This is a genomic window from Nocardioides albus, assembly GCF_014648255.1.
Taxonomy (GTDB): domain Bacteria; phylum Actinomycetota; class Actinomycetes; order Propionibacteriales; family Nocardioidaceae; genus Nocardioides; species Nocardioides albus.
On sequence record NZ_BMQT01000003.1, the window covers coordinates 518,241 to 539,309 of the forward strand.

33 protein-coding genes are annotated in these 21,069 nt (G+C 67.0%); 2 read left to right on the forward strand and 31 right to left on the reverse strand.

The annotated features are described in order from the left end of the window. Positions 1-19 precede the first annotated feature (19 nt). The 31 genes from IEY84_RS08675 to rpsJ form a co-directional block, all read right to left on the reverse strand. Complete coding sequence (locus tag IEY84_RS08675; protein WP_183544333.1) at positions 20-610, reverse strand: GTP-binding protein; 591 nt, start codon at positions 608-610, stop codon at positions 20-22. Further along, complete coding sequence (locus IEY84_RS08680; protein ID WP_183544335.1) at positions 588-932, reverse strand: DUF742 domain-containing protein; 345 nt, start codon at positions 930-932, stop codon at positions 588-590. Before IEY84_RS08680 ends, IEY84_RS08675 begins: the two co-directional genes overlap by 23 nt. Next, entirely contained in the window at positions 929-1,378 is a 450-nt protein-coding gene (locus IEY84_RS08685) for a roadblock/LC7 domain-containing protein (protein WP_165112376.1), read from the reverse strand. Before IEY84_RS08685 ends, IEY84_RS08680 begins: the two co-directional genes overlap by 4 nt. 29 nt (positions 1,379-1,407) lie before the next feature. After that, the gene (locus tag IEY84_RS08690; RefSeq protein WP_183544338.1) at positions 1,408-2,694 is read right to left on the reverse strand and encodes an ATP-binding protein; all 1,287 of its coding nucleotides are present in this window, start codon (positions 2,692-2,694) and stop codon (positions 1,408-1,410) included. A gap of 311 nt (positions 2,695-3,005) precedes the next feature. Next, positions 3,006-4,043, reverse strand: a complete 1,038-nt coding sequence (locus IEY84_RS08695; protein ID WP_183544340.1) for an LLM class flavin-dependent oxidoreductase — start codon at positions 4,041-4,043, stop codon at positions 3,006-3,008. Between the two features lie 30 nt (positions 4,044-4,073). Beyond that, complete coding sequence (locus IEY84_RS08700; RefSeq protein ID WP_183544342.1) at positions 4,074-5,258, reverse strand: enterochelin esterase domain-containing protein; 1,185 nt, start codon at positions 5,256-5,258, stop codon at positions 4,074-4,076. A 171-nt stretch (positions 5,259-5,429) separates the two neighbouring features. Further along, positions 5,430-6,047, reverse strand: coding sequence for a 4'-phosphopantetheinyl transferase family protein (locus tag IEY84_RS08705; RefSeq protein WP_183544344.1), 618 nt, complete (start codon positions 6,045-6,047; stop codon positions 5,430-5,432). 8 nt (positions 6,048-6,055) lie between these two features. After that, positions 6,056-6,871: a type I methionyl aminopeptidase gene (gene map / locus IEY84_RS08710; RefSeq protein ID WP_183544346.1), complete on the reverse strand. Its 816-nt coding sequence runs from the start codon at positions 6,869-6,871 to the stop codon at positions 6,056-6,058. A gap of 25 nt (positions 6,872-6,896) precedes the next feature. Further along, positions 6,897-7,472, reverse strand: coding sequence for an adenylate kinase (locus tag IEY84_RS08715; RefSeq protein ID WP_183544348.1), 576 nt, complete (start codon positions 7,470-7,472; stop codon positions 6,897-6,899). After that, complete coding sequence (gene secY / locus IEY84_RS08720; protein ID WP_183544350.1) at positions 7,469-8,779, reverse strand: preprotein translocase subunit SecY; 1,311 nt, start codon at positions 8,777-8,779, stop codon at positions 7,469-7,471. Before secY ends, IEY84_RS08715 begins: the two co-directional genes overlap by 4 nt. Before the next feature lie 183 nt (positions 8,780-8,962). Beyond that, positions 8,963-9,403 (reverse strand): 50S ribosomal protein L15, encoded by a 441-nt coding sequence (rplO, locus tag IEY84_RS08725; protein ID WP_183544352.1) that lies wholly within the window; start codon positions 9,401-9,403, stop codon positions 8,963-8,965. 1 nt (position 9,404) lies between these two features. After that, positions 9,405-9,587 (reverse strand): 50S ribosomal protein L30, encoded by a 183-nt coding sequence (rpmD, locus tag IEY84_RS08730; RefSeq protein ID WP_008361029.1) that lies wholly within the window; start codon positions 9,585-9,587, stop codon positions 9,405-9,407. Then, positions 9,587-10,198, reverse strand: coding sequence for a 30S ribosomal protein S5 (gene rpsE / locus IEY84_RS08735; protein ID WP_183544354.1), 612 nt, complete (start codon positions 10,196-10,198; stop codon positions 9,587-9,589). The genes rpmD and rpsE overlap by 1 nt, the downstream gene beginning before the upstream one ends. 34 nt (positions 10,199-10,232) lie before the next feature. Further along, positions 10,233-10,616 (reverse strand): 50S ribosomal protein L18, encoded by a 384-nt coding sequence (rplR, locus tag IEY84_RS08740; RefSeq protein WP_008361025.1) that lies wholly within the window; start codon positions 10,614-10,616, stop codon positions 10,233-10,235. Then, positions 10,616-11,170 carry a 50S ribosomal protein L6 gene (gene rplF / locus IEY84_RS08745; protein ID WP_179659689.1) on the reverse strand — a complete coding sequence of 185 codons (555 nt, stop codon included), beginning with the start codon at positions 11,168-11,170 and terminating at the stop codon, positions 10,616-10,618. The genes rplR and rplF overlap by 1 nt, the downstream gene beginning before the upstream one ends. 23 nt (positions 11,171-11,193) lie before the next feature. Continuing rightward, positions 11,194-11,601 (reverse strand): 30S ribosomal protein S8, encoded by a 408-nt coding sequence (rpsH, locus tag IEY84_RS08750; protein ID WP_179659690.1) that lies wholly within the window; start codon positions 11,599-11,601, stop codon positions 11,194-11,196. An 86-nt stretch (positions 11,602-11,687) separates the two neighbouring features. Next, positions 11,688-11,873 carry a type Z 30S ribosomal protein S14 gene (locus IEY84_RS08755; protein WP_017932844.1) on the reverse strand — a complete coding sequence of 62 codons (186 nt, stop codon included), beginning with the start codon at positions 11,871-11,873 and terminating at the stop codon, positions 11,688-11,690. Between the two features lies 1 nt (position 11,874). Then, positions 11,875-12,438 carry a 50S ribosomal protein L5 gene (gene rplE, locus IEY84_RS08760; RefSeq protein ID WP_183544357.1) on the reverse strand — a complete coding sequence of 188 codons (564 nt, stop codon included), beginning with the start codon at positions 12,436-12,438 and terminating at the stop codon, positions 11,875-11,877. Positions 12,439-12,440: 2 nt separating this feature from the next. Then, positions 12,441-12,800, reverse strand: a complete 360-nt coding sequence (gene rplX, locus IEY84_RS08765) for a 50S ribosomal protein L24 (RefSeq protein ID WP_183544359.1) — start codon at positions 12,798-12,800, stop codon at positions 12,441-12,443. Further along, on the reverse strand, positions 12,800-13,168 hold the full coding sequence (gene rplN / locus IEY84_RS08770; protein WP_008361015.1) for a 50S ribosomal protein L14: 369 nt from the start codon (positions 13,166-13,168) through the stop codon (positions 12,800-12,802). The genes rplX and rplN overlap by 1 nt, the downstream gene beginning before the upstream one ends. A gap of 186 nt (positions 13,169-13,354) precedes the next feature. Continuing rightward, on the reverse strand, positions 13,355-13,633 hold the full coding sequence (gene rpsQ / locus IEY84_RS08775) for a 30S ribosomal protein S17 (protein ID WP_091052388.1): 279 nt from the start codon (positions 13,631-13,633) through the stop codon (positions 13,355-13,357). Positions 13,634-13,635: 2 nt separating this feature from the next. Next, positions 13,636-13,878, reverse strand: a complete 243-nt coding sequence (rpmC, locus tag IEY84_RS08780; RefSeq protein WP_008361011.1) for a 50S ribosomal protein L29 — start codon at positions 13,876-13,878, stop codon at positions 13,636-13,638. Next, positions 13,878-14,297 (reverse strand): 50S ribosomal protein L16, encoded by a 420-nt coding sequence (gene rplP, locus IEY84_RS08785; RefSeq protein WP_183544361.1) that lies wholly within the window; start codon positions 14,295-14,297, stop codon positions 13,878-13,880. Before rplP ends, rpmC begins: the two co-directional genes overlap by 1 nt. A 3-nt stretch (positions 14,298-14,300) precedes the next feature. Continuing rightward, positions 14,301-15,128, reverse strand: a complete 828-nt coding sequence (gene rpsC, locus IEY84_RS08790; RefSeq protein WP_008361007.1) for a 30S ribosomal protein S3 — start codon at positions 15,126-15,128, stop codon at positions 14,301-14,303. Continuing rightward, a complete protein-coding gene (gene rplV / locus IEY84_RS08795; RefSeq protein WP_183544367.1) occupies positions 15,128-15,547 on the reverse strand; it encodes a 50S ribosomal protein L22 in 420 nt (139 codons plus the stop codon). Before rplV ends, rpsC begins: the two co-directional genes overlap by 1 nt. After that, the gene (gene rpsS / locus IEY84_RS08800) at positions 15,544-15,825 is read right to left on the reverse strand and encodes a 30S ribosomal protein S19 (RefSeq protein WP_008361004.1); all 282 of its coding nucleotides are present in this window, start codon (positions 15,823-15,825) and stop codon (positions 15,544-15,546) included. The genes rplV and rpsS overlap by 4 nt, the downstream gene beginning before the upstream one ends. A gap of 3 nt (positions 15,826-15,828) precedes the next feature. Then, the gene (gene rplB, locus IEY84_RS08805; RefSeq protein ID WP_183544368.1) at positions 15,829-16,665 is read right to left on the reverse strand and encodes a 50S ribosomal protein L2; all 837 of its coding nucleotides are present in this window, start codon (positions 16,663-16,665) and stop codon (positions 15,829-15,831) included. Between the two features lie 16 nt (positions 16,666-16,681). Next, on the reverse strand, positions 16,682-16,978 hold the full coding sequence (gene rplW, locus IEY84_RS08810) for a 50S ribosomal protein L23 (protein WP_183544369.1): 297 nt from the start codon (positions 16,976-16,978) through the stop codon (positions 16,682-16,684). Beyond that, entirely contained in the window at positions 16,975-17,874 is a 900-nt protein-coding gene (rplD, locus tag IEY84_RS08815; protein WP_183544370.1) for a 50S ribosomal protein L4, sunset domain variant, read from the reverse strand. The genes rplW and rplD overlap by 4 nt, the downstream gene beginning before the upstream one ends. Before the next feature lie 2 nt (positions 17,875-17,876). Continuing rightward, the gene (gene rplC, locus IEY84_RS08820; protein WP_183544371.1) at positions 17,877-18,533 is read right to left on the reverse strand and encodes a 50S ribosomal protein L3; all 657 of its coding nucleotides are present in this window, start codon (positions 18,531-18,533) and stop codon (positions 17,877-17,879) included. Between the two features lie 10 nt (positions 18,534-18,543). Continuing rightward, positions 18,544-18,852, reverse strand: coding sequence for a 30S ribosomal protein S10 (gene rpsJ, locus IEY84_RS08825; RefSeq protein WP_008360994.1), 309 nt, complete (start codon positions 18,850-18,852; stop codon positions 18,544-18,546). Between the two features lie 529 nt (positions 18,853-19,381). Here rpsJ and IEY84_RS08830 point away from each other — a divergent pair. After that, complete coding sequence (locus IEY84_RS08830; protein ID WP_183544373.1) at positions 19,382-20,386, forward strand: DUF7544 domain-containing protein; 1,005 nt, start codon at positions 19,382-19,384, stop codon at positions 20,384-20,386. After that, positions 20,383-20,991, forward strand: a complete 609-nt coding sequence (locus IEY84_RS08835; protein ID WP_183544375.1) for a DUF4129 domain-containing protein — start codon at positions 20,383-20,385, stop codon at positions 20,989-20,991. Before IEY84_RS08830 ends, IEY84_RS08835 begins: the two co-directional genes overlap by 4 nt. Positions 20,992-21,069 lie beyond the last annotated feature (78 nt).

Genomic DNA, 21,069 nt, shown 5'->3' on the forward strand with positions numbered 1-21,069 from the left:
GTGGGGGACGCCTCCGGGGTCAGGCGCGGGTGGGGGTGGTCTTCATCGTGTGCGCCAGGCAGGCGACCAGCGTCTTGGCCGTCGACCTGCGGTCGCGGGCGTCCACGGTCACCAGCGGCGTCCTCTCGTCGAGGCAGAGCGCATCGCGCACCTTCTCCAAGGAGTGCGTGAGCTTTCCGTCGAACAGGTTCACCGCCACGACGAACGGTACGTCGGAGTCGTTCTCGAAGTAGTTGATCGCCGGGAACGACGCGTCGAGCTGACGGGTGTCGACCAGGACGACGGCGCCGCTGGCGCCGCGGCACAGGTCGTCCCACATCGGCCAGAACCGAGGCTGCCCCGGGGTGCCGAACAGGTAGAGCAGCAGATCGGGCGCGAGCGTGACCCGGCCGAAGTCCATCGCGACCGTCGTGGTCGTCTTGGCGCTCGAGTCCGAGAGCGGATCCACGGACTCGCCGGCCTGCGTCATCCACGCCTCGGTGTTCACCGGGGGGATCTCGGAGACCGAGGCGACCATGGTCGACTTCCCGACGCCGAAACCTCCTGCGATCACGAGCTTGGCAGAGGTGACGGTCAGCGCCTGGCGGTCAGCCGAGCTCGGAAAGGCCATCGATAACTCTCTTCAACAGACGGTGGTCGAAGGGGGATTCGTAGGCCCCCTCATTGATCTGCAGGTGCTCGGTCGAGGCCAGGTCCTCGAGCAGCACGCGAGTCACCCCGAGTGAGATCCCGCAGTGCGCGGACAGCTCCGCGACCGACTGTGGCCCGAGACGTACGCGGTCATAGAGCCGGCGCGACTCAGGGGTCAGCTTGGACGCCGCGCGCGCGTCGAAGTGCGATGAGGAGACCAGCGTGTGCACATACAGCTGGTGGTTGGTCTGGGTCCGGCCGCCGGTCAGTACGTAGGGACGTACCCACGGATTGGACGTCACGCGCGCTCCCCGGCCATCGAGCTGACCGTCATCTGGCGCAGCTCGTCGCGCATCTGGGGAGTGAGTACGTGGCCGACGGCGTCGACCAGCTGGGCCATCTTGTGGGCGACGACGCCCAGGTTCGCCCCGGCCCCGACCAGGACGGCGAAGCCGGCGAGGTCGCCGATGCCCATGAAGAGGAAATGGCCGGTGTGGAACTTCAGCATCACCTGGTCACAGCCAGGCTCGCCCACCTCCCGCGCGATGTTGTTGCCGAGGCTGATCACTCCGGCGGTCATCGCGGCAAGCGGGTCGGCGACGTTGGCGGACATGCCGCCGGCACCGATCAGCGGGAGCCCGTCGGAGGAGACGATGAGCGCATGGGTCACACCTGGGGTGGAGCTGGCGAAGTTGTCGATCAGCCAGCTGAATTCCTTGGGGTCGCGGGGGACGACCGGGCTTTCCATTACGAAAGGGTTCCTTTCACTGCTGGGACTTAGCTGCCAAGGGAGAACGCGTCGAGGTCGTCTGCGAAGGAGTGCCGGGCTGCCGACCGGTTCTCGGGTGAGGAATCCTCGGCCTGCGTTCCGGCGGCTGCTTCGGGCACAGTCTGCTTGCTGCGCAGGCTGACCGGCTCCCGGCGCGGGAGCGCACCGGACTCTACTGGTCCGCTCTGTTCGGCGGGCGCGGAGGCCTCGTTCGTCTCATCCGCCCCACCTGTCTCACCGGTCAGCGGGATCGACGTCTTCAAGGTGTCGGTGGACAGATCCGGTGAGGGCTGCTGACTGGGCGCCGGAGCGAACTGGGCCGTCGGCCGCGTGGGCTGCTGCACAGCGTGCTGCCCGGTCTGCGCCTCGTGGTGTGCGTCGGGCTGCGGGTGCGGCGCGGTCTGTAGCTCGGTCCGATGCATGGGCCGCCGCACGGCCTGCGGAACCGCCTGGGGGCCGCGCCGCCGCGGAGCCGGCGGAAGGACCGCGACGCTGCTCGCACCGGAGGCCCTGGGCAGCTCTGCCGGCTCGACCGGTGCGACCGGCACCTCGCACAGGAGCTGGGCCGGCACGGTCACCATCGCGATCATCCCGTTGCCGGGCGCGGGCCGGGTGGCGAGGCGTACGTCGATGTCGTACTTTCGGGCGATCCGGTGCACCACCGGGAAGCCGGTGTGGCTCCCGGACTTGCTGACCAGCTCCACGACCGGGCCCGCCAGCAACGCATTGAGGCGCCCCACCGAGCGCTCCGGGATGCCGATGCCGGTGTCCTCGATCCGGAAGAGCACGTCTCCGGCGTCGGCGAGGTGGACGTTGACCGTCACCGCGCCCGGCGAGTACTTGGTCGCATTGTCCAGCAGCGCGGCGATCAGGCAGGAGACGTCGTCGGCTGCGTACCCGATGACGGCGAGCTCGCTCACCCGACCGATCGTCACCTGGTTGTAGCGCTCGATGCTCGACAGCGCCATCCGGATGATGTCCAGCAGCGAGGTGTCGATGCCGCCCATCTCGTCCTGGGCTCGACCGGCGAGCGTACGCAGATCGCGGCTGGCCCGCCGCATGCGAGTCACCGCGTGGTCGACCTCGTAGAGCTTCCTCAGCCGCTCGGGATCGTCCTCGTCCGCCTCGAGCCCGTCGAGCGAGATGCGCATCTGCTCGGCCAGGCTGATCAGGTGGAGCCCGAACTGCTCCATGATCTCGGGCCAGGCCTCGTCCTCGTCCTCCTGCAGCGGCGCAGGTGTCGAGGAGATCGGCTGGGGAACGGGTGCCGGCGGCAAGGCCGGCGTCGGTGACACCGGCGGGAAGGGCGCGGCCTGGCCGTTCGTCGGAGGGAATGAGCGAGCAAGACCCGGATCTGACTGCTCAGCGAGCGTCGCAGTCTGGGGCCCCCGGCGCTTCAGCAAGCGCAGGCTCCAGCGTGTCATGAGGCGGCACTTTCAGATGTGGAGAAGGAAAAGGAGCGGTGATCAGATTGGCACAACCCGTGCGCGAGCGCAGGGTTACGGGCTCAGAAGCAGACAGTGTCCTAGGTCCCTCGTGCCAAGTGGCTCAGGCGCGCCGTCGGCTCGCGACGAGGTGAGCCAGATCCTACTGCGCCGCCCTCGACTCAGCTCGCCAGCAGCCGCAGGGTCTCCTCACGGGCCGGCGCCGTGCGCGGGTCCGTTCCCTCGTACGCAGAGCCGACGGGGTTCACCATGACCTCGTCCACACCGTACTCGTCGGCCATGGCGGCGAGGCGCAGCTTCGCGTCCGCCGCGGAGCCGATGATCCAGCGGCTGCGCATGGTGTCGATGAGTCCCTGGTGGGCGTCGGGGATCTCGGTCTTCTCGGCCTCGTCGATGCTGGGCTGCGCGGTCAGCGGCTGCCCGGTGCGCAGCTTCAGCATGGTCAGCAGCTGCGGCAGCGCCCGACGGTCGGCCTCCTCCGCAGTCTCGGCCACGCTCGCGTTCACTGTCAGGAACGTCTTCGGCTCACGGACGAGCTCGGAGGGCCGGAACGTCGATCGGTAGAGGTCGATCATCGCCTTGGTGTCGGTGCCGTTGCCCGCGAAGTGGTGGGCGAAGACGTAGGGCAGCCCCTTCTCCGCGGCCAGGCGAGCGGAGTAATCGGAGGAGCCGAGCAGCCAGAGCTCGGCGACCGACGCCGCCGACGGGGTCGCGTGCAGGACGTGCTGGCGACCGCCGGCCATCAGCCCGACGCCCTCGGGCGCCATCATGGCGACGATGTTGTCGAGGTACTCCGGGAACCGGTTGACCGCGTCGTCGGTCACTCCCCCGGCGCCGTGGCGCAGCGCCCACGAGGTGACCGGGTCCGTCCCCGGCGCTCGGCCGATGCCGAGGTCGATCCGGCCGGGGAACGCCGCCTCGAGCAGCGCGAACTGCTCGGCCACGACCAGCGGCGCGTGGTTGGGCAGCATCACGCCACCGGAGCCGACTCGGATCCGCTCGGTCGCGCCGGCCACCAGCGAGATCAGGACCGGCGGGTTGGTCGAACCGACCGCAGGCATGTTGTGGTGCTCGGCGAGCCAGTAGCGCTCGAATCCCAGCTCGTCGGCGGCCTTGGCCAGCGACAGCGTCGCGGTCAGGGCATCTGCGGAGGACTGGTCCTTACGGACGGGGACGAGGTCGAGAACGCTCAGCTTCACGTGAAGGCTCAACCCGGTCCCGGGCGCCGTTTATTCCGGCGGGAGCAGCGCGCGGAGTCCGTCCGCGACCGCCGAGCGCCACCAGGCGTAGTCGTGGCCGCCGTTGTGCTCCGCGGAGGTGACGTCGATCCCGGCCGCCCGGAGACGGTCGACGAGGTCGTGGTGGAGCTCGTCGAGAACCCACTCCTGGGTGCCGTGCGCCAGATGCACGCGAGTCTTCGCCTCCGGCGTGACGGCGTCGGCGAGGTCGTCGAGCCACAGCGAGGCCGACTGGCTGGCGACACCGTGGATGTGTTCCGGGTAGGTCAGCCCGGCACGCAGCGCAGTCACCCCACCGAGGCTCTGGCCCACGACGTACGTCTCCGCGGTGACCGCGCGACGCTCGCGCACCCACGGCAGCAGCTGGTTGACGATGTAGTCGGCGCCCTCGCCGCCGGCGAGTTCCTCCCAGCGCTTGTCACGGCCGCCGGAGGCGGGCAGGACGCAGCGTACGTGGCGGAGGTGGCCGTCGGCGATCAGGTTGTCGAGCGTGGTCGGCAGCGAGTGGTGGTCGGTCCAGATCTCACCGTCGAGCGCGACCACGAGCGGCAGGTCGACGTTGAGCCCGGCGCCTGCCGGATCGTAGAGCCAGACGTCGCGCCCGTCCGGGCCCGTCTCCAGGGTGACGGTGCCGGCGACGACGTCATCGCGACGGTACAGCCACGGCTGCAGCGGAGCGTCGGGCAGCGAGACGACCGACTGCTTGATGCCCTGCCGGTTGTGGCACCAGTCGGAGTTGAGCGGGTCGAGGTAGCCGCGGTGCAGGACGGCACGGAGCTCGACCTGACCCTCGCTCTCCCACGGGGCCGGCTCACCGGGGTGCTTGCACAGGAAGGCGTACGAGGCGCGCCAGTCGGCCTTCATCAGGAACGAGGCGTGCCACAGGTCGGTGCCTTCCTTGCGCTCGAGCATCGTCTCGGCGAGATGGCGTTCGTCGGAGAGCCGATTGGCGAAGAGAAGCACCTCCTCGGCCTCGTCGTCGCGCCAGCAGAAGGTGACGACGACCTCGTCGTCAGCGCCGCCGGCGCCGGTCTCCTCGACGAGCGGGAGCGAGGTGGCGATCTGGTCCCAGAACATCTCGATGTCCTCAGGACTGAGTCGGTCGATGATCGCGCTTCGCGTCCGTGCTGAAGGATTGGGTCGCGCCGCCGTGGGTCGTCGCAACTGCGTGCTCATCCTGTTATTCCTCCCGAGTACGGGGCTCTCCCTGTCCCCGCGGGCTGACCAAGTTACTCACAGAGGAGCCGGCACGCGAGGTACCGAGGTCCCTTTCTCTGTCAATCGACAGGTGATGTCGCATATCCGCTAGTCAACGGCATGGACAACCGGGGTTTGTTCAGTTTCCTATCAGTTTTCGGTCCGCATGTCGGCACAGATCGCCACGGCGCCGAGGAAACCCGGGGCTTCCCACTGGGCTATCCGGACATCGCCGAACTGATCGATCGGGCCCTCCTCAGCGAGGACATCGAGACGCTGCGCCGCTGCCATGCTGCCGCGCCCGGCCTTCACCAACGCCTCCTTGCGCACCCACAACCGCGTGAACGCGTACGCAGGGTCCGGCTGCCCCGCCACCCACGCCGCCTCGCACCTCGAGAGCGCCCGGTCGGGCCCGCGCGAGACCTTCTCCACGTCGACGCCGCACCGCCTGGTCGAGGCGACCGCGCCGACCAGGCCGCGCGTATGGCTGAGACTCACCTGGATCGCCGCCCCCGTCGGACCGGCGACCGACGGCACTCCGTGCTCGGTGCTGCCGCACCGAGCGCAGCGTTGCTCGATCACGATCTCCTCGCGAGCGAGGCCCAGCAGCTCCGCTGCGCACTCGCGGACGAGGACGTGCGCTGCCGCGTACGCCTCCCGGTCGGCCTCGACCACCAGCCGCTGGTGGCGGGCACGCTCTGCTGCAGTCAGCATGCCGAGATCGGCGGCGACCTCGTCGACCCGCGCGAAGCGCGCGATCTCAGTCATACCGCGGCTCAGTGACCGCCCCAGGGAACGCCGAGCTTGCCGAGCATCTCCTCGCCGCCGTCGAGTGCAGTGAGCACCCACGCGCCATCGGCGGTGAGCGCGAAGGTGTGCTCGAAGTGGGCCGCCCAGGAGCCGTCGTCGGTGACGACCGTCCAGTCGTCCTCGAGGGTGGTGACCTCGGGGCCGCCCAGGGTGAGCATCGGCTCGATGGCCAGCGCGATGCCGCGCTGCAGCTTGGGACCCTTGCCGGGCTTGCCGTAGTTGAACACCGACGGCTCCATGTGCATCTCGGTGCCGATGCCGTGACCGCTGAAGTCCTCGAGGATGCCGTAGTCACCCTGGGAGTCGACATAGGTCTCGATGGCGTGCGAGATGTCGGTGACCCGTCCACCGAGGCGGGCGGCGGCGATGCCGTGCCACATGGACTCCTCGGTGACCCGCATCAGCTCGGCGACCTCGTCTGACACCGAGCCCATCGCCACCGTGATCGCGGCGTCGCCGTGCCAGCCCTCGACGATGGCGCCGCAGTCGATGGACATGATGTCGCCGTCCTTCAGCTCCCGAGACCCCGGGATGCCGTGGACCACGACCTCGTCGACCGACGCGCAGATCGAGCCCGGAAAGCCGTGGTAGCCCTTGAACGACGGGACGCCACCACGGGACCGGATCGAGTCCTCGGCGATGGCGTCGAGCTCGAGAAGGGTGACTCCGGGCCGCGCGGCGGCCCGGAGCACCTCGAGCGTCTCGCCGACCACGAGGCCGGCCCTACGCATCTTCTCGATCTGCTCAGGGGTCTTGATCTGGACCTTGTTCATGAAGCCCATGGCTCCCCCATGTGCGAGATGTCGATCAGGATTCGGGGATGATGTCGAGCTCGTCGAAGATCCGCTTGGTGACGTCCTCGACCTCACCCAAGCCGTCGATCTCGTGGACCAGGCCGCGACCCTTGTAGACCTCGATCAACGGAGCGGTCTCCTCGAGGTAGACCTCCTGACGACGCCGGATGACGTCGGCGGTGTCGTCGGCGCGGCCCTCGAGCTCGGCACGCTGCAGCAGCCGCTGCACGATCTCGTCCTTGTCGACGGTCAGCACGACCACCGCGTCCAGCGCGTGGCCGGTGAACTTGATCATCCCGTCGAGCTCCTCGACCTGCGCGAGCGTGCGCGGGTAGCCGTCGAGCAGGAATCCCTTGGCAGCATCGGGCTCGTCGATACGGTTGCGAACCATCAGGTTCGTCACCGAATCTGGGACGTACTCGCCCTTGTCCACGTAGGACTTGGCCTCGATGCCGAGGGGGGTGCCCTCGCTCATGTTGGCGCGGAAGATGTCGCCGGTCGAGATCGCCGGGATCCCGAAGTGCTCGGCGATGAACTTCGCCTGGGTGCCCTTGCCGGCTCCCGGCGGGCCCATGATGATCAGTCTCATCGGAGGAACCCTTCATAGTTGCGCTGCTGGAGCTGGCTCTCGATCTGCTTCACCGTGTCGAGGGCGACGCCGACCATGATCAGGATCGAGGTGCCACCGAAGGGGAAGTTCTGGTTCGCGTTGATGAGCGCCAGCGCGATCAGCGGGATGAGCGCAACCAGACCGAGGTAGAGCGAGCCCGGCAGTGTGATACGGGACAAAACGTAGGACAGATAGTCCTCGGTCGGCTTCCCGGCCCGAATTCCTGGAATGAAGCCACCGTATTTCTTCATGTTGTCGGCGACCTCCGGTGGGTTGAAGGTGATCGACACGTAGAAGTAGGTGAAGAAGATGATCAGCGCGAAGTACGTCGCCATGTAGATCGGGTGGTCGCCCTGGACGAAGTAGTTGTTGATCCAGTCGACCCACACGGGCGGGTTCTGCGCGTTCTGGTTGAACTGCGCCGCCATCGCCGGCAGGTAGAGCAGCGACGAGGCGAAGATGACCGGGATGACGCCGGCCTGGTTCACCTTGAGCGGGATGTACGTCGAGGAGCCGCCGAACATCTTGCGTCCGACCATCCGGCGGGCGTACTGGACCGGGATCCGGCGCTGGGCCTGCTCGATGAAGATGACCGCAGCCATGATCGCCAGACCGATGACGAGCACGATCGCGAAGGTCCACCAGCCCTTGTCGTTCTTGACCGCCCACATGGTGGCCGGGAAGGTGGCGACGACCTGGGTGAAGATCAGGATCGACATACCGTTGCCGATACCGCGCTCGGTGATCAGCTCGCCGAGCCACATGATGACCGCGGTGCCGGCGGTCATGGTGATGACCATGACCAGGAAGGTGGCGGTGCCGTCGTCGTGCAGCAGAGGCTGCGTGCAGCCCTGGAGGAGGTCGCCGGAGCGCGCCAGCGCGACGATGCCGGTGGCCTGCAGGACCGCGAGGCCGAGGGTCAGGTAACGGGTGTACTGCGTGATCTTCGTCTGCCCGGCCTGGCCCTCCTTCTTGAGGCGCTCCAGTCGCGGGATCACCACGACGAGCAGCTGCAGGATGATGCTCGCGGTGATGTACGGCATGATGCCGAGCGCGAAGATCGTCAGCTGCAGCAGCGCACCGCCGGAGAAGAGATTGACCAGGTTGTAGAGGCCGGCGCTGTCACCGGTCTGGGCTGCGTCAAGACACTGCTGGACGTTCGCAACGTGAACGCCAGGGGCCGGGATCTGGGATCCGGCCCTGAAGATCACGACGATCAGGAGTACGAAGAGCAGCTTCTTGCGCAGGTCCGGGGTACGGAACGCTGATGCGAACGCGCCAAGCACGAATGGTTCCTCTTTCGACAATCAGGGGTCGCAGGGCCTGCGCCGATGCGAAAACCCGTGGCAGCCTAACAGCCTCCACGGCAGCTCATGCACGTAGGGCTGAAACAGCGGGAGCGCGGTCGGGACCCCGGAGGGGCGACCCGGCCGCGCTTCCACGTAACAGGCTCTACGTTAGTAGAACTGTCAGAGAACCGTGACAGTTCCGCCAGCGGCCTCGATCTTCTCCTTGGCAGAGCCGGAGAAGGCGTTGGCGCTGATCTCGACCTTGACGGTCAGGTCACCCTGGCCCAGGACCTTGACCGGGTGGCCCTTACGGACGGCACCCTTCTCGATCAGGGTCTCGGGGGTGACGACGCCACCCTCGGGGAACAGCTCGTTGAGCTTGTCGAGGTTGACGACCTGGAACTCCACCTTGAAGGGGTTCTTGAAGCCCTTCAGCTTGGGGAGCCGCATGTGCATCGGGGTCTGGCCACCCTCGAAGTAAGCGGGGACCTGGTAACGGGCCTTCGTGCCCTTGGTACCACGGCCGGCCGTCTTACCCTTGGACGCCTCACCACGACCCACGCGGGTCTTGGCCTTCTTGGAACCGGGAGCCGGCGCCAGGTTGTGCACCTTGAGTGCCATATCAGTCGACCTCCTCGACCGTCACCAGGTGACGGACGGTCTGGACCATGCCGCGGATCTCCGGGCGGTCCTCCTTGACGACCACGTCGCCGATCCGCTTGAGACCGAGCGTACGCAGGGTGTCTCGCTGGTTCTGCTTCAGACCAACGAGGCCCTTCTTCTGCTGGACCTTCAACTGCGCCATCAGGCCGACACCCCCGCCTTGGGCTCCGCAACCTCGGCCTGCGCCTTGAGCAGCGCCTCCGGGGCAACGTCCTCGACCGGGAGACCGCGACGCGCAGCAACGGCCTCGGGCGTCTCGAGCATCCGAAGCGCCTCGACCGTCGCGTGGACGATGTTGATCTGGTTGGACGAGCCGAGCGACTTGCTCAGCACGTCGTGGATGCCGGCGCACTCCAGGACCGCGCGCACCGGACCACCGGCGATGACACCGGTACCGGGGGCGGCCGGACGGAGAAGGACCACACCAGCGGCCTTCTCACCCTGCACCGGGTGCGGGATCGTGCCCTGGATGCGGGGAACGCGGAAGAAGTGCTTCTTCGCTTCCTCGACACCCTTGGCGATCGCCGCGGGAACTTCCTTCGCCTTACCGTAGCCGACGCCGACCAGACCTTCACCGTCACCGACGATCACGAGGGCGGTGAAGCTGAAGCGACGACCACCCTTCACGACCTTGGCAACTCGGTTGATCGCGACGACCTTCTCGATGTAGGCGGTCTTGTCGGCGCTCTGGTTGCGACGGTCGTCGCGACCTCGGCGCTCGCCACCACGCTGTCCGCGCTGGGCTCCGCTCATGAGATTTTCCTCTTCTCTCGTTCGATCGTTGCGATCAGAAGGTCAGACCGGCCTCGCGCGCGCCATCAGCGAGCGCGGCGACACGGCCGTGGTACTTGTTGCCGGCGCGGTCGAAGACGACAGTCTCGACCCCAGCGGCCTTGGCACGCGACGCAACCAGCTCGCCGACCTGCTTGGCCTTGGCGGTCTTGTCACCGGAGGCCGACCGCAGGTCGCCCTCGATGGTCGAAGCCGAGGCAAGCGTCTTGCCGGCCAGGTCGTCGACGACCTGGGCGGTGATGTGCTTGGCCGACCGGGTCACGACGAGGCGCGGACGCTCCGGCGTACCCTCGATCTTCTTGCGACCGCGGGCCTGACGACGCAGGCGCGAGCGGACACGGGAAGCGGTGTGCTTGTTGTTCGACAGCGAGATGGCCATCACTTACCAGCCTTTCCGACCTTGCGGCGGATGTTCTCGCCGGCGTAACGAACGCCCTTGCCCTTGTAGGGCTCCGGCTTGCGCAGCTTGCGAATGTTGGCCGCAACCTCACCGACGAGCTGCTTGTCGATGCCCACGACGCCGAGCTTGGTCGGACCGTCGGTGGTGAAGGTGATGCCTTCGGGGGCGTCGAAGACGATCGAGTGCGAGTAGCCGAGCTGGAACTCCAGCTTGGTCGGACCCTTCGACAGGACGCGGTAACCCACGCCGACGATCTCGAGCTTCTTCTCGTAGCCCTCGGTGACACCCAGGACCATGTTGTTGACCAGCGTGCGGGACAGGCCGTGAAGGGCCTTGTTGTCCCGGCTGTCGTCGGGGCGCTTGACGTCGAGGACGTTGCGGCCCTCGTCATCCTGAGCCTTCTCGACGGTGATCGGGTCGACCACGGTGTGCGACAGGGAGCCCTTCGGGCCCTTGACGCTCACGACCTGGCCGTCGATGGTGACGTCCACGCCGGCCGGAACCGGGACGGGGAGCTTGCCAATACGCGACATGTTCTTCTCTCTCCCTTCCCTGATTACCAGACGTAGGCGAGGACTTCCCCACCTACGCCCTTCTTGTTCGCCTGGCGGTCGGTCAGCAGACCCTGGCTCGTCGAGATGATCGCGACGCCGAGGCCGCCGAGCACCTTGGGGAGACCGGTGTGCTTCGCGTAGACACGCAGACCGGGCTTGCTGATGCGGCGTACGCCGGCGATCGAGCGCTCGCGGTTGCGGCCGTACTTGAGGGTGATGGTCAGGGTCTTGCCGACCTGGCCCTCGGTGGGCTCCAGCACCTCGTACTTGGTGATGTAACCCTCCTGCTGGAGGATCTCAGCGACGCCCTGCTTCAGCTTGCTGTACGGCATCGAAACCGTATCGTGGAACGCCTGGTTGGCGTTGCGCAGACGAGTGAGCATGTCTGCGATCGGGTCAGTCATCGTCATTGGCCGAACGGCCCTTTCTCGTAGTGGTTTCCTCGCGACACAGAGTCACGAGGACCTTCAACGTCAGTGGTTGGAACGGTGATCGCTCACCAGGAGGACTTGGTGACGCCGGGCAGCTCGCCGCGGTGGGCCATCTCACGCAGGCAGATACGGCACAGGCCGAACTTGCGGAACACAGCCTTCGGGCGGCCGCAGCGCTGGCAGCGGGTGTAACCGCGAACCGCGAACTTCGGCTTACGAGCGGCCTTCACCTTGAGAGCGGTCTTCGCCATCTCAGTTGTTCTCCTTGAACGGGAAGCCGAGCGCCTTGAGCAGCGCGCGACCCTGGTCGTCATTGGTGGCAGTCGTCACGAGGGTGATGTCCATGCCCCGCGAGCGGTCGATCTTGTCCTGGTTGATCTCGTGGAACATGACCTGCTCGGTGAGACCGAAGGTGTAGTTGCCGTTGCCGTCGAACTGCTTGCCGTTGAGACCGCGGAAGTCCCTGATGCGGGGCAGCGCGAGCGAGAGCAGGCGGTCGAGGAACTCCCACATGCGGTCGCCGCGCAGCGTGACGTGCGCACCGATCGGCATGCCCTCACGCAGCTTGAACTGCGCGATGGACTTCTTCGCCTTGTTGATCAGCGGCTTCTGGCCGGTGATCGCGGTCAGGTCGTTGACAGCGCCCTCGATCAGCTTGGAGTCGCGAGCAGCCTCGCCCACACCCATGTTGACGACGATCTTGGTCAGACCGGGGATCTGCATGACGTTCGGGATCTCGAACTCGGCCTGCAGGGCCGGGGCGATCTCCTCGCGGTACTTCGTCTTGAGGCGCGGGGCCACAGCGGTGTCGGTCATGATCAGATGTCCTTACCGGTCTTGCGCGAGATGCGAACGCTGCGCTCAGCCGCGTAGGTCGACCCGTCGGGGCGACGCTTCTGGACCGTCTCACGGCGGAAGCCGACGCGAACCGGCTCGCCACCCTCGAGCAGCTGGACGTTGGAAACGTGGATCGGAGCCTCGGTGGTCACGATGCCGCCGGTGGTGCCGGCGCGACCGCCCTGGTCCTGGACCTTGGTGTGCTTCTTGATGAGGTTGATGCCCTCGACGATGACACGGTCCTCCTGGGTGAGGACTGCGATCACCTTGCCGGAGCCGCCCTTGTCCTTACCCGCGATCACCTTGACGGTGTCGCCCTTCTTGATGTGCGAGCGACCCATCACAGCACCTCCGGCGCAAGCGAGATGATCTTCATGAACTTCTTGTCGCGCAGCTCACGGCCAACCGGGCCGAAGATGCGGGTGCCTCGCGGCTCGCCGTCGTTCTTGAGAATGACGGCGGCGTTCTCGTCGAAGCGGATGTACGAGCCGTCAGCGCGGCGGCGCTCCTTGACGGTGCGCACGATGACGGCCTTGACGACGTCACCCTTCTTCACGTTGCCACCGGGGATAGCGTCCTTGACGGTGGCGACGATGGTGTCGCCGATGCCGGCGTAGCGACGACCGGAACCACCGAGCACACGAATGCAAAGGATCTCCTTCGCACCAGTGTTGTCGGCGACCTTGAGTCGCGACTCCTGCTGGATCATTACTTCTCCTTGTCGAGCTGGTTCTCTCCCCGCTCCAGGGCGGGTGAGCCTTGCCGAACGTAATGGGATTTGATGGGCACAGGCCCAGCGAACAATGGTCGCTGGACCTGCACCCTTTGGTCAATTTGGCGCCAATGAGTTGAGTTCAGTTGCCGCCAGCCGGATCCGCCGCGTACGCGGCGTAGATCACTTGGCGCGCTCGACGACCTCGACGAGGCGCCACCGCTTGGTCGCGGACAGCGGCCGGGTCTCCATGACCAGGACGCGGTCGCCGATGCCGGCGGTGTTCTGCTCGTCGTGAGCCTTGAGCTTGCTGCTACGGCGCATGACCTTGCCGTAGAGCGGGTGCTTCACGCGGTCCTCGACCTCAACGACGATGGTCTTGTCCATCTTGTCGCTGACGACGAGGCCCTCGCGCACCTTGCGCGTGTTGCGCTCGGTGGTGTCCGTAGTGGACTCAGCCATGATCAGGCCTCCTCGGTGGTCTCGGTGCCCGGGGCCACGCGGATGCCGAGCTCGCGCTCACGCACCACGGTGTAGATCCGGGCGATGTCCTTCTTGACGGTGCGGAGCCGACCGTGGCTCTCCAGCTGGCCGGTGGCCGCCTGGAACCGGAGGTTGAACAGCTCCTCCTTCGCCTCGCGCAGCTTCGCCTCGAGGTCGACGTCGGTGAGCTCGTCCAGCTCGAACGCCTGCAGAGAGTTGGCCATCAGAACTCACCAGCCTCTCGCGTGATGAAACGGCACTTCATGGGCAGCTTGTGGATCGCGCGGCGCATCGCCTCGCGGGCCGTGTTCTCGTCGACTCCGGAGAGCTCGAACATGACGCGGCCGGGCTTGACGTTGGCAACCCACCACTCGGGGGAACCCTTACCGGAACCCATGCGGGTCTCGGCAGGCTTCTTGGTCAGCGGGACGTCGGGGTAGATGTTGATCCACACCTTGCCGCCTCGCTTGATGTGACGAGTCATCGCGATACGCGCTGCCTCGATCTGGCGGTTGGTCACGTAGTGACCCTCGATCGCCTGGATGCCGTATTCACCGAAGGCCAGCTTCGTGCCACCCTTGGCCACACCAGTGCGCTTCGGGTGGTGCTGCTTGCGGTGCTTGACGCGACGGGGCATCAGCATGGGTCAGCCCTCCTGGGACGTGGTCTCGGCGGCGGGAGCCTCAGCGGCAGCCGGCGCCTCAGTCTTCGCCGCGCGGTCAGCGCGGTTCGGGCGGTCACCACGGGAGCCACGCGACGGACGGTCGCCGCGGCCACCGCGACGGTCGTTGCCACCGCGACCCGGGACGCCCGCACGGGCGGCCTGGGCGGCCTGACGCTCGGCGCGCGATCCGGAGACCTCGCCCTTGTAGATCCAGACCTTCACGCCGATACGGCCGAAGGTCGTGCGGGCCTCGTAGAAGCCGTAGTCGATGTCGGCACGCAGCGTGTGCAGCGGAACGCGGCCCTCGCGGTAGAACTCGGTACGCGACATCTCGGCGCCGTTGAGACGACCCGAGCACTGGATCCGGATGCCCTTGGCACCGGAGCGCATCGTGGTCTGCATGGCCTTGCGCATCGCGCGACGGAACTGCACGCGACCGCTGAGCTGCTCGGCGACACCCTGGGCGACCAGCTGAGCGTCGACCTCGGGGTTCTTGACCTCGAGGATGTTCAGCTGAACCTGCTTGCCGGTGAGCTTCTCCAGCTCGGTGCGGAGGCGGTCGGCCTCGGCGCCGCGGCGGCCGATGACGATGCCGGGACGCGCGGTGTGGATGTCCACACGGACGCGGTCACGGGTGCGCTCGATCTCGACCTTGGCGATGCCGGCCCGCTCCATGCCCTTGCTGAGCAGCTTGCGGATCTTGACGTCCTCGCCGACGTACTCCTTGTACTGCTTGTCGGCGTACCAACGCGACTTGTGGTCGGTCGAGATGCCCAGGCGGAAGCCGTTCGGGTTGATCTTCTGACCCATTACTTCTTACCGCCCTTCTCGACGACGTCGGCCGGCTGCACGACCAGGGTGATGTGCGAGGTCCGCTTGTTGATGCGGGTCGCACGGCCCTGGGCGCGGGGACGCCAGCGCTTCATGGTCGGACCTTCGTCGACCATGGCGACCGAGACGACGAGGTCGTCACGGTCCAGACCCTCAGCCGACACCGCGTTGGCGATGGCGCTCTCGAGGACCTTGTAAACAGTCTCGGAGGCTGCCTGCGGCGCGAACTGCAGCAGGGACAGGGCCTCGTCGACGGGCAGGCCGCGAACCATGTCGACGACGCGGCGTGCCTTCATCGGAGTGATCCGCACGAAGCGGGCACTCGCGAAGGCACCCGGCTGGTCGCCGAGCAGGGATTCGCGGCGGGCGCTTACGCGCACACGCTCGGTGGTGCTCATCGACGCCGTCCCTTCCGATCGTCCTTGATGTGACCCTTGAAAGTGCGGGTCGGGGCGAACTCGCCCAGCTTGTGACCGACCATCGAGTCGGACACGAAGACCGGGACGTGCTTGCGACCGTCGTGCACCGCGATGGTGTGACCGATCATCTCGGGCACGATCATCGAGCGGCGCGACCAGGTCTTGATCACGTTGTGGGTGCCCTTCTCGTTCTCGGCGTCGACCTTCTTCTGAAGGTGGTCGTCGATGAAGGGGCCCTTCTTCAGGCTGCGAGGCATTGCTTACTTCCTACCCTTCCCGCTCTTACGGCGGCGGATGATCTGCGAGTCAGAGGCCTTGCGCTTGCGCGTGCGGCCCTCGGGCTTACCCCAGGGGCTGACCGGGTGACGGCCACCGGAGGTCTTACCCTCACCACCACCGTGCGGGTGGTCGACCGGGTTCATGACGACACCACGGACGGTCGGGCGGACGCCCTTCCACCGCATACGGCCGGCCTTACCCCAGTTGATGTTCGACTGCTCGGCGTTGCCGACCTCACCGACGGTGGCGCGGCAGCGCACGTCGACGAAGCGCATCTCACCCGAAGGCATACGCAGCGTGGCCTTGGAACCCTCACGGGCGACCAGCTGGGCGCTCATACCGGCGGAGCGGGCGATCTTCGCGCCTCCACCCGGACGCAGCTCAACATTGTGGATGGTGGTACCAACCGGGATGTTGCGCAGCGGCAGGTTGTTGCCGGGCTTGATGTCGGCGGTGGGGCCGGACTCCACGACAGTGCCCTGCGAGACGCCGACGGGCGCGAGGATGTAGCGCTTCTCGCCGTCGAAGTAGTGCAGCAGGGCGATGCGGGCGGTGCGGTTCGGGTCGTACTCGATGTGAGCGACCTTGGCCGGCACGCCGTCCTTGTCGTAGCGACGGAAGTCGATGATCCGGTAGGCGCGCTTGTGGCCACCGCCCTTGTGACGGGTGGTGATACGGCCCTGGTTGTTGCGGCCGCCCTTCTTGGGAAGGGGCACCGTCAGCGACTTCTCCGGCGTGGTCCGAGTGATCTCGGCGAAGTCGGCCACCGACGAGCCACGACGGCCCGGGGTGGTCGGCTTGTACTTACGAATAGCCATGTTCAGTCAGTCCTTCTCACGCGCCGAAGATGTCGATGCGGTCGCCCTCAGCCAGGGAGACGATCGCGCGCTTGGTGTCGGGGCGCTTGCCCATGCCGTAACGAGTACGACGGGCCTTGCCCTTGCGGTTGATCGTGTTGACCGAGGTCACCTTGACGTCGAACACCTTCTCGACCGCGATCTTGATCTCGGTCTTGTTCGCGTCAGGGCGAACGATGAAGGTGTACTTGTTCTGGTCGAGGAGGCCGTAGCTCTTCTCGGAGACCACCGGCGCGATCAGGATGTCGCGGGGGTCGTAGTGGAGCGTGCTCACTTGTCAGCCTCCTCAGCCTTCTTCTTGCCGGCCTCGACGAAACCGGCGGCGATGGCGTCCTCGGCGGACTTGAAGTAGAACTCCGCCTTGGTGGACTCGTACCAACGGCCGCCCGGGGCGTGGAACTTCTTGTCCTTGCCCTTGACGTTGCCCTTGATGTCGAAGCCCTCGGGAGCCGAGCCGTCCTCGAGCGGCGCGACAGCGCCCTCGGGGAGGTCGATCTCCTTGGCGGGCTCGACGGCAGCCTCCTTGATCGCGTCCTTCTCGACGTCACCGATGGTGACGGTCTCCTTGGCAGCGACGACCGGCTTGCCCGAGACGAAGATCTCGTAGGCCGGCTTGGAGAAGACGACATCGTCGGAGACGAGGACGTCGTAGGTGTTGAGCTGGTCGGCCCAGAGGAGGTGGACCTCGGGGACGTTGCGCAGGCTCAGCGCGGCGACGGACTCGGAGCGGTCCAGGACGACGAGGTAACGCTTGACGTCCGAGATCGCCTTGAGGGCGGTCAGCGCGGTCTTGGTCGAGGGCGCCTCGAGGGCGAACTCGGCCACGTGGATCTGGCCGGCGCGGGCCCGGTCGGAGAGGGCTCCGCGGAGAGCCGCGGCCTTCATCTTCTTGGGGGTGCGCTGGCTGTAGTCACGCGGCTGCGGGCCGTGGACGGTGCCACCACCGGCGAACTGCGGCGCGCGGGTCGAGCCCTGACGGGCGCGACCGGTGCCCTTCTGCTTGTAGGGCTTGCGTCCACCGCCGCGGACCTCGCCGCGGGTCTTGGTGGAGTGCGTGCCCTGGCGCGCAGCGGCCTGCTGCGCGACGACGACCTGGTGGATCAGCGGGATGTTGACCTCAACATCGAAGATCTCAGCCGGGAAGTCGACCTTGACAGTCTTGATAGCCATGATCAGGCCTCCAGCTTCTTAGCAGCCGAGCGGAGGACCACGAGGCCACCCTTGGGGCCAGGAATGGCACCCTTGACCAGGATGAGGCCCTTCTCGGTGTCGACGGCGTGCACGGTCAGGTTCTGGGTGGTGACGGTGTCAGTACCCATGTGACCGGCCATGCGGACGCCCTTGAACACGCGACCCGGGGTGGCGCAAGCGCCGATCGACCCCGGCTTGCGGTGGTTACGGTGAGCACCGTGGGAAGCGCTGACACCGGCAAAGCCGTGGCGCTTCATGACACCCGCGAAACCCTTACCCTTCGAGGTGCCCGTCACGTCGATCTCCTCGCCGATGGCGAAGGTGTCGACGGGGAGCTCCTGGCCGGCGGCGTAGGACGCGGCGTCGGCGGTGCGGATCTCAGCCAGGTGGCGGCGCGGCGTGGTGCCGGCCTTCTCGAACTGGCCGGCGCCCGGCTTGTTCACCTTGCGGCCGTCGATCTCGCCGTAGCCGATCTGCACGGCGTTGTAGCCGTCGACCTCGGGGGTGCGGACCTGGGTCACGACGTTGGTGTTCGCCGCGATGACGGTCACGGGGACGACGACGTTGTTCTCGTCCCACAGCTGGGTCATGCCGAGCTTGGTGCCCAGGAGACCCTTCACGTTGCGTTCGATCGTCATGTCGTCAACCTCAGAGCTTGATCTCGATGTCGACACCAGCAGGCAGGTCGAGCCGCATGAGGGAGTCAACAGTCTTCGGGGTCGGGTCGATGATGTCGATGAGGCGCTTGTGGGTGCGCATCTCGAAGTGCTCGCGCGAGTCCTTGTACTTGTGGGGCGAGCGGATGACGCAGTACACGTTCTTCTCGGTCGGCAGCGGCACCGGGCCGGCGACCTTGGCACCCGTACGGGTGACCGTGTCCACGATCTTTCGCGCCGAGGTGTCGATCACCTCGTGGTCATAGGCCTTGAGCCTGATGCGGATCTTCTGTCCCGCCATCTGTCTCTCTCGTCCTTCTTGGTCAGCGTGCCGCGTGCTACAGGCTTCCTCCGGCTGAGTCGGCCCGGTTGCTCACCTCTGGCTCCGACCCCCGCGGTCGGGCGTGTCGCTTACGCTGTGAAATGAATACAGCTACAAGCGGACGCCGACTTCGCGGACGACTTTCACCATCAGCTTCACTGGAACCACGCCTTCGGGATGGGCACACGGCGACCACAGACCACATCCGGACAGGCTGACAGCCTGCTCAGGTGACGCGATTCAGTAGTCAAGGTGTGCGCACCCCAGCGAACAGTTCACTGGAGCAACCAGAGAATCTTGTCACGCGTACGCAGGTGGCTCCAAATCAACGATGTCGTCTGGGTCGCTCTGAGAGGATGCCCCCAACCGAGCGAGTTCGCCGGTCGTCGCGACGAGGAGCATCAGGATGTCAGGAGCGTGGCCACCCCCACCGGGTGAGCAACCTCAGCAGGGGGCGGCGAACCCGTCCACCCCTCCCCCGCCGGGCCAGCCGATGCAGCCTCGACCGGTGCATCCACACCCCGCCCGACCGACGTGGACACAGCCGCTGCCACCGGCGCACAAGCCCGGCGCGATCCCGCTGCGTCCGCTCGGCCTCGGCGACATGCTCGACGGCGCCTTCCGGCTCGTACGCTTCAACCCCGGCGCCACGGTCGGCGCCTCGGTCCTCGTGGCCGCGGTGGCGATGGCCATCCCGCTGGGGGTGACCGCTGCGATGACCTTCTCCGGGAACAGCCTGGAATGGTTCGGGGTCACGCTCGAGGATCCTGACTACGTGCCCAGCAGCTCCGAGATCATCGGCATCCTGGCGGCCGTCGGCTCCTTCTTCCTCGGCACGATCCTCCAGGTCATCGGGGCGATCCTGGTCGCAGGGATGATCTCCCACGTGGCCCACGCCGCCGCGATCGGCCGCAAGCTCACCCTCAGCCAGGCGTGGGCCGCGACCCACGGCAACCGCTGGCGGCTGATCGGGCTCGCGCTGCTGACCACCCTGATCTTCATCCTGGTCCTGGCGGTCGCGGTGACGCCCGTGGTGGTGCTCGCGATCGTCGTCGACAACCCCGTCCCGGCCATCCTGGTCGGGATCCTGATGTTCCTGCTGCTGATCGCGACCTCCTTCTTCCTGACGGTGCGGCTCTACCTGCTCGCGGTGCCGTCGCTGATGCTGGAGAACACCGGCGTCTTCGGCGCCATCGGCCGGGCGTGGCGGCTGTCGGCACGACAGTTCTGGCGGCTCTTCGGGATCTGGCTGCTGGCCAACATCATCGTCGGCTTCGTCTCCCAGATCGTCGCCTTCCCGATCAGCATGGTCGCCAGCGTCGTCGGCATCGTCCAGCCGGACCTCTACTTCTTCGCGACCATCGCCGGCAGCGCCGTCTCGACCGTCGTCGCCGCCGCGATCGTGGCCCCGTTCAGCGGCGCGGTGACCAACCTGCAGTATCTCGACCAGCGCATCCGCAAGGAGTCCTACGAGGTCGAGCTGATGGAGCAGGCCGGGCTGCTGAGCAGATGATCCTCCTACAGCCGCCTCCTCTGGAGCCGACGCCCGAGGAGGGTCGCTCCTGGCTCCGGCGCGAGCTGGCCGACCCGGAATACCACGAGCTCGACCTCGTCGAGCGGATCCTGCGCTGGATCGAGCGCACCCTGTCCGACGGCATCCCGTCGGCGGGCGACGTGCCGTGGGCTCAGACCGTCGCCGCCATGGTCGTCTTCGCGGCGCTCCTGGTCGGGCTCGGTCTGCTGGTCTCTCGTGCCCGTCGCAGCCCCCGGGCCGCCCGGGACCGCGACGGAGATGTGCTCACCGACGAGTCGCTGTCGGCGGCCGCCCTCCGGGAGCGGGCCGAGGCTGCGTACGCCTCGGGGGACCATGGCGCCGCACTGATCGACGGGTTCCGCGCCCTGGCGAGGCGTCAGGTCGAGCGCGGTCGGCTCGCGGAGGACCTCGGGCTGACCGCAGCCGAGGTCGCGGCGAGCCTGGAGCGGGAGATGTCGATCGAGGGCCGCGCCGGCCGAGCCGCAGAGCTGTTCAACGAGGTGCTCTACGGCAACCACCCCGCCACGCGGGAGCAGGCCGAGGGCGTGCTGGCACTCGAGCAGGAGCTGGCGGTGGCGCGATGAGCTCGGAGACATCGGTCGCGCCGCCGGACCCGCGGGGCGAAAGCGGGTCGACACCGATACGGTCGTCTGATGGCTGGT

Excerpts from the sequence above, each read along its gene's own strand:
- IEY84_RS08685 (WP_165112376.1), bottom strand. The coding sequence starts at position 1,378 with ATGGAAAGCCCGGTCGTCCCCCGCGACCCCAAGGAATTCAGCTGGCTG.
- rplE (WP_183544357.1), bottom strand. The coding sequence starts at position 12,438 with ATGACCGACACCGCTGTGGCCCCGCGCCTCAAGACGAAGTACCGCGAG.
- rplB (WP_183544368.1), bottom strand. The coding sequence starts at position 16,665 with ATGGCTATTCGTAAGTACAAGCCGACCACCCCGGGCCGTCGTGGCTCG.
- rpsJ (WP_008360994.1), bottom strand. The coding sequence starts at position 18,852 with ATGGCGGGACAGAAGATCCGCATCAGGCTCAAGGCCTATGACCACGAG.
- rplV (WP_183544367.1), bottom strand. The coding sequence starts at position 15,547 with ATGAGCACCACCGAGCGTGTGCGCGTAAGCGCCCGCCGCGAATCCCTG.
- IEY84_RS08705 (WP_183544344.1), bottom strand. The coding sequence starts at position 6,047 with ATGACTGAGATCGCGCGCTTCGCGCGGGTCGACGAGGTCGCCGCCGAT.
- rplP (WP_183544361.1), bottom strand. The coding sequence starts at position 14,297 with ATGCTGATGCCCCGTCGCGTCAAGCACCGCAAGCAGCACCACCCGAAG.
- rplC (WP_183544371.1), bottom strand. The coding sequence starts at position 18,533 with ATGACGATCGAACGCAACGTGAAGGGTCTCCTGGGCACCAAGCTCGGC.
- rplX (WP_183544359.1), bottom strand. The coding sequence starts at position 12,800 with ATGGGTCGCTCGCACATCAAGAAGGGCGACACCGTCAAGGTGATCGCG.
- rpsH (WP_179659690.1), bottom strand. The coding sequence starts at position 11,601 with ATGACGATGACTGACCCGATCGCAGACATGCTCACTCGTCTGCGCAAC.
- rplO (WP_183544352.1), bottom strand. The coding sequence starts at position 9,403 with ATGGCACTCAAGGTGCACAACCTGGCGCCGGCTCCCGGTTCCAAGAAG.
- IEY84_RS08755 (WP_017932844.1), bottom strand. The coding sequence starts at position 11,873 with ATGGCGAAGACCGCTCTCAAGGTGAAGGCCGCTCGTAAGCCGAAGTTC.
- rplD (WP_183544370.1), bottom strand. The coding sequence starts at position 17,874 with ATGGCTATCAAGACTGTCAAGGTCGACTTCCCGGCTGAGATCTTCGAT.
- rpmC (WP_008361011.1), bottom strand. The coding sequence starts at position 13,878 with ATGGCCAACTCTCTGCAGGCGTTCGAGCTGGACGAGCTCACCGACGTC.
- rpsS (WP_008361004.1), bottom strand. The coding sequence starts at position 15,825 with ATGCCTCGCAGCCTGAAGAAGGGCCCCTTCATCGACGACCACCTTCAG.
- rpsQ (WP_091052388.1), bottom strand. The coding sequence starts at position 13,633 with ATGGCTGAGTCCACTACGGACACCACCGAGCGCAACACGCGCAAGGTG.
- rplR (WP_008361025.1), bottom strand. The coding sequence starts at position 10,616 with ATGGCCATCTCGCTGTCGAACAACAAGCACACCGCTTCCCGTGTCCGC.
- IEY84_RS08675 (WP_183544333.1), bottom strand. The coding sequence starts at position 610 with ATGGCCTTTCCGAGCTCGGCTGACCGCCAGGCGCTGACCGTCACCTCT.
- rpmD (WP_008361029.1), bottom strand. The coding sequence starts at position 9,587 with ATGGCGCAGTTGAAGGTCCAGCAGAAGAAGGGCCTCGTTGGTCTGAAG.
- map (WP_183544346.1), bottom strand. The coding sequence starts at position 6,871 with ATGGGCTTCATGAACAAGGTCCAGATCAAGACCCCTGAGCAGATCGAG.
- rplN (WP_008361015.1), bottom strand. The coding sequence starts at position 13,168 with ATGATCCAGCAGGAGTCGCGACTCAAGGTCGCCGACAACACTGGTGCG.
- IEY84_RS08715 (WP_183544348.1), bottom strand. The coding sequence starts at position 7,472 with ATGAGACTGATCATCATGGGCCCGCCGGGAGCCGGCAAGGGCACCCAG.
- rpsE (WP_183544354.1), bottom strand. The coding sequence starts at position 10,198 with ATGAGCGGAGCCCAGCGCGGACAGCGTGGTGGCGAGCGCCGAGGTCGC.
- rplF (WP_179659689.1), bottom strand. The coding sequence starts at position 11,170 with ATGTCGCGTATTGGCAAGCTCCCCGTCCCGGTTCCGGCCGGCGTGGAC.
- IEY84_RS08835 (WP_183544375.1), top strand. The coding sequence starts at position 20,383 with ATGATCCTCCTACAGCCGCCTCCTCTGGAGCCGACGCCCGAGGAGGGT.
- rpsC (WP_008361007.1), bottom strand. The coding sequence starts at position 15,128 with ATGGGTCAGAAGATCAACCCGAACGGCTTCCGCCTGGGCATCTCGACC.
- IEY84_RS08700 (WP_183544342.1), bottom strand. The coding sequence starts at position 5,258 with ATGAGCACGCAGTTGCGACGACCCACGGCGGCGCGACCCAATCCTTCA.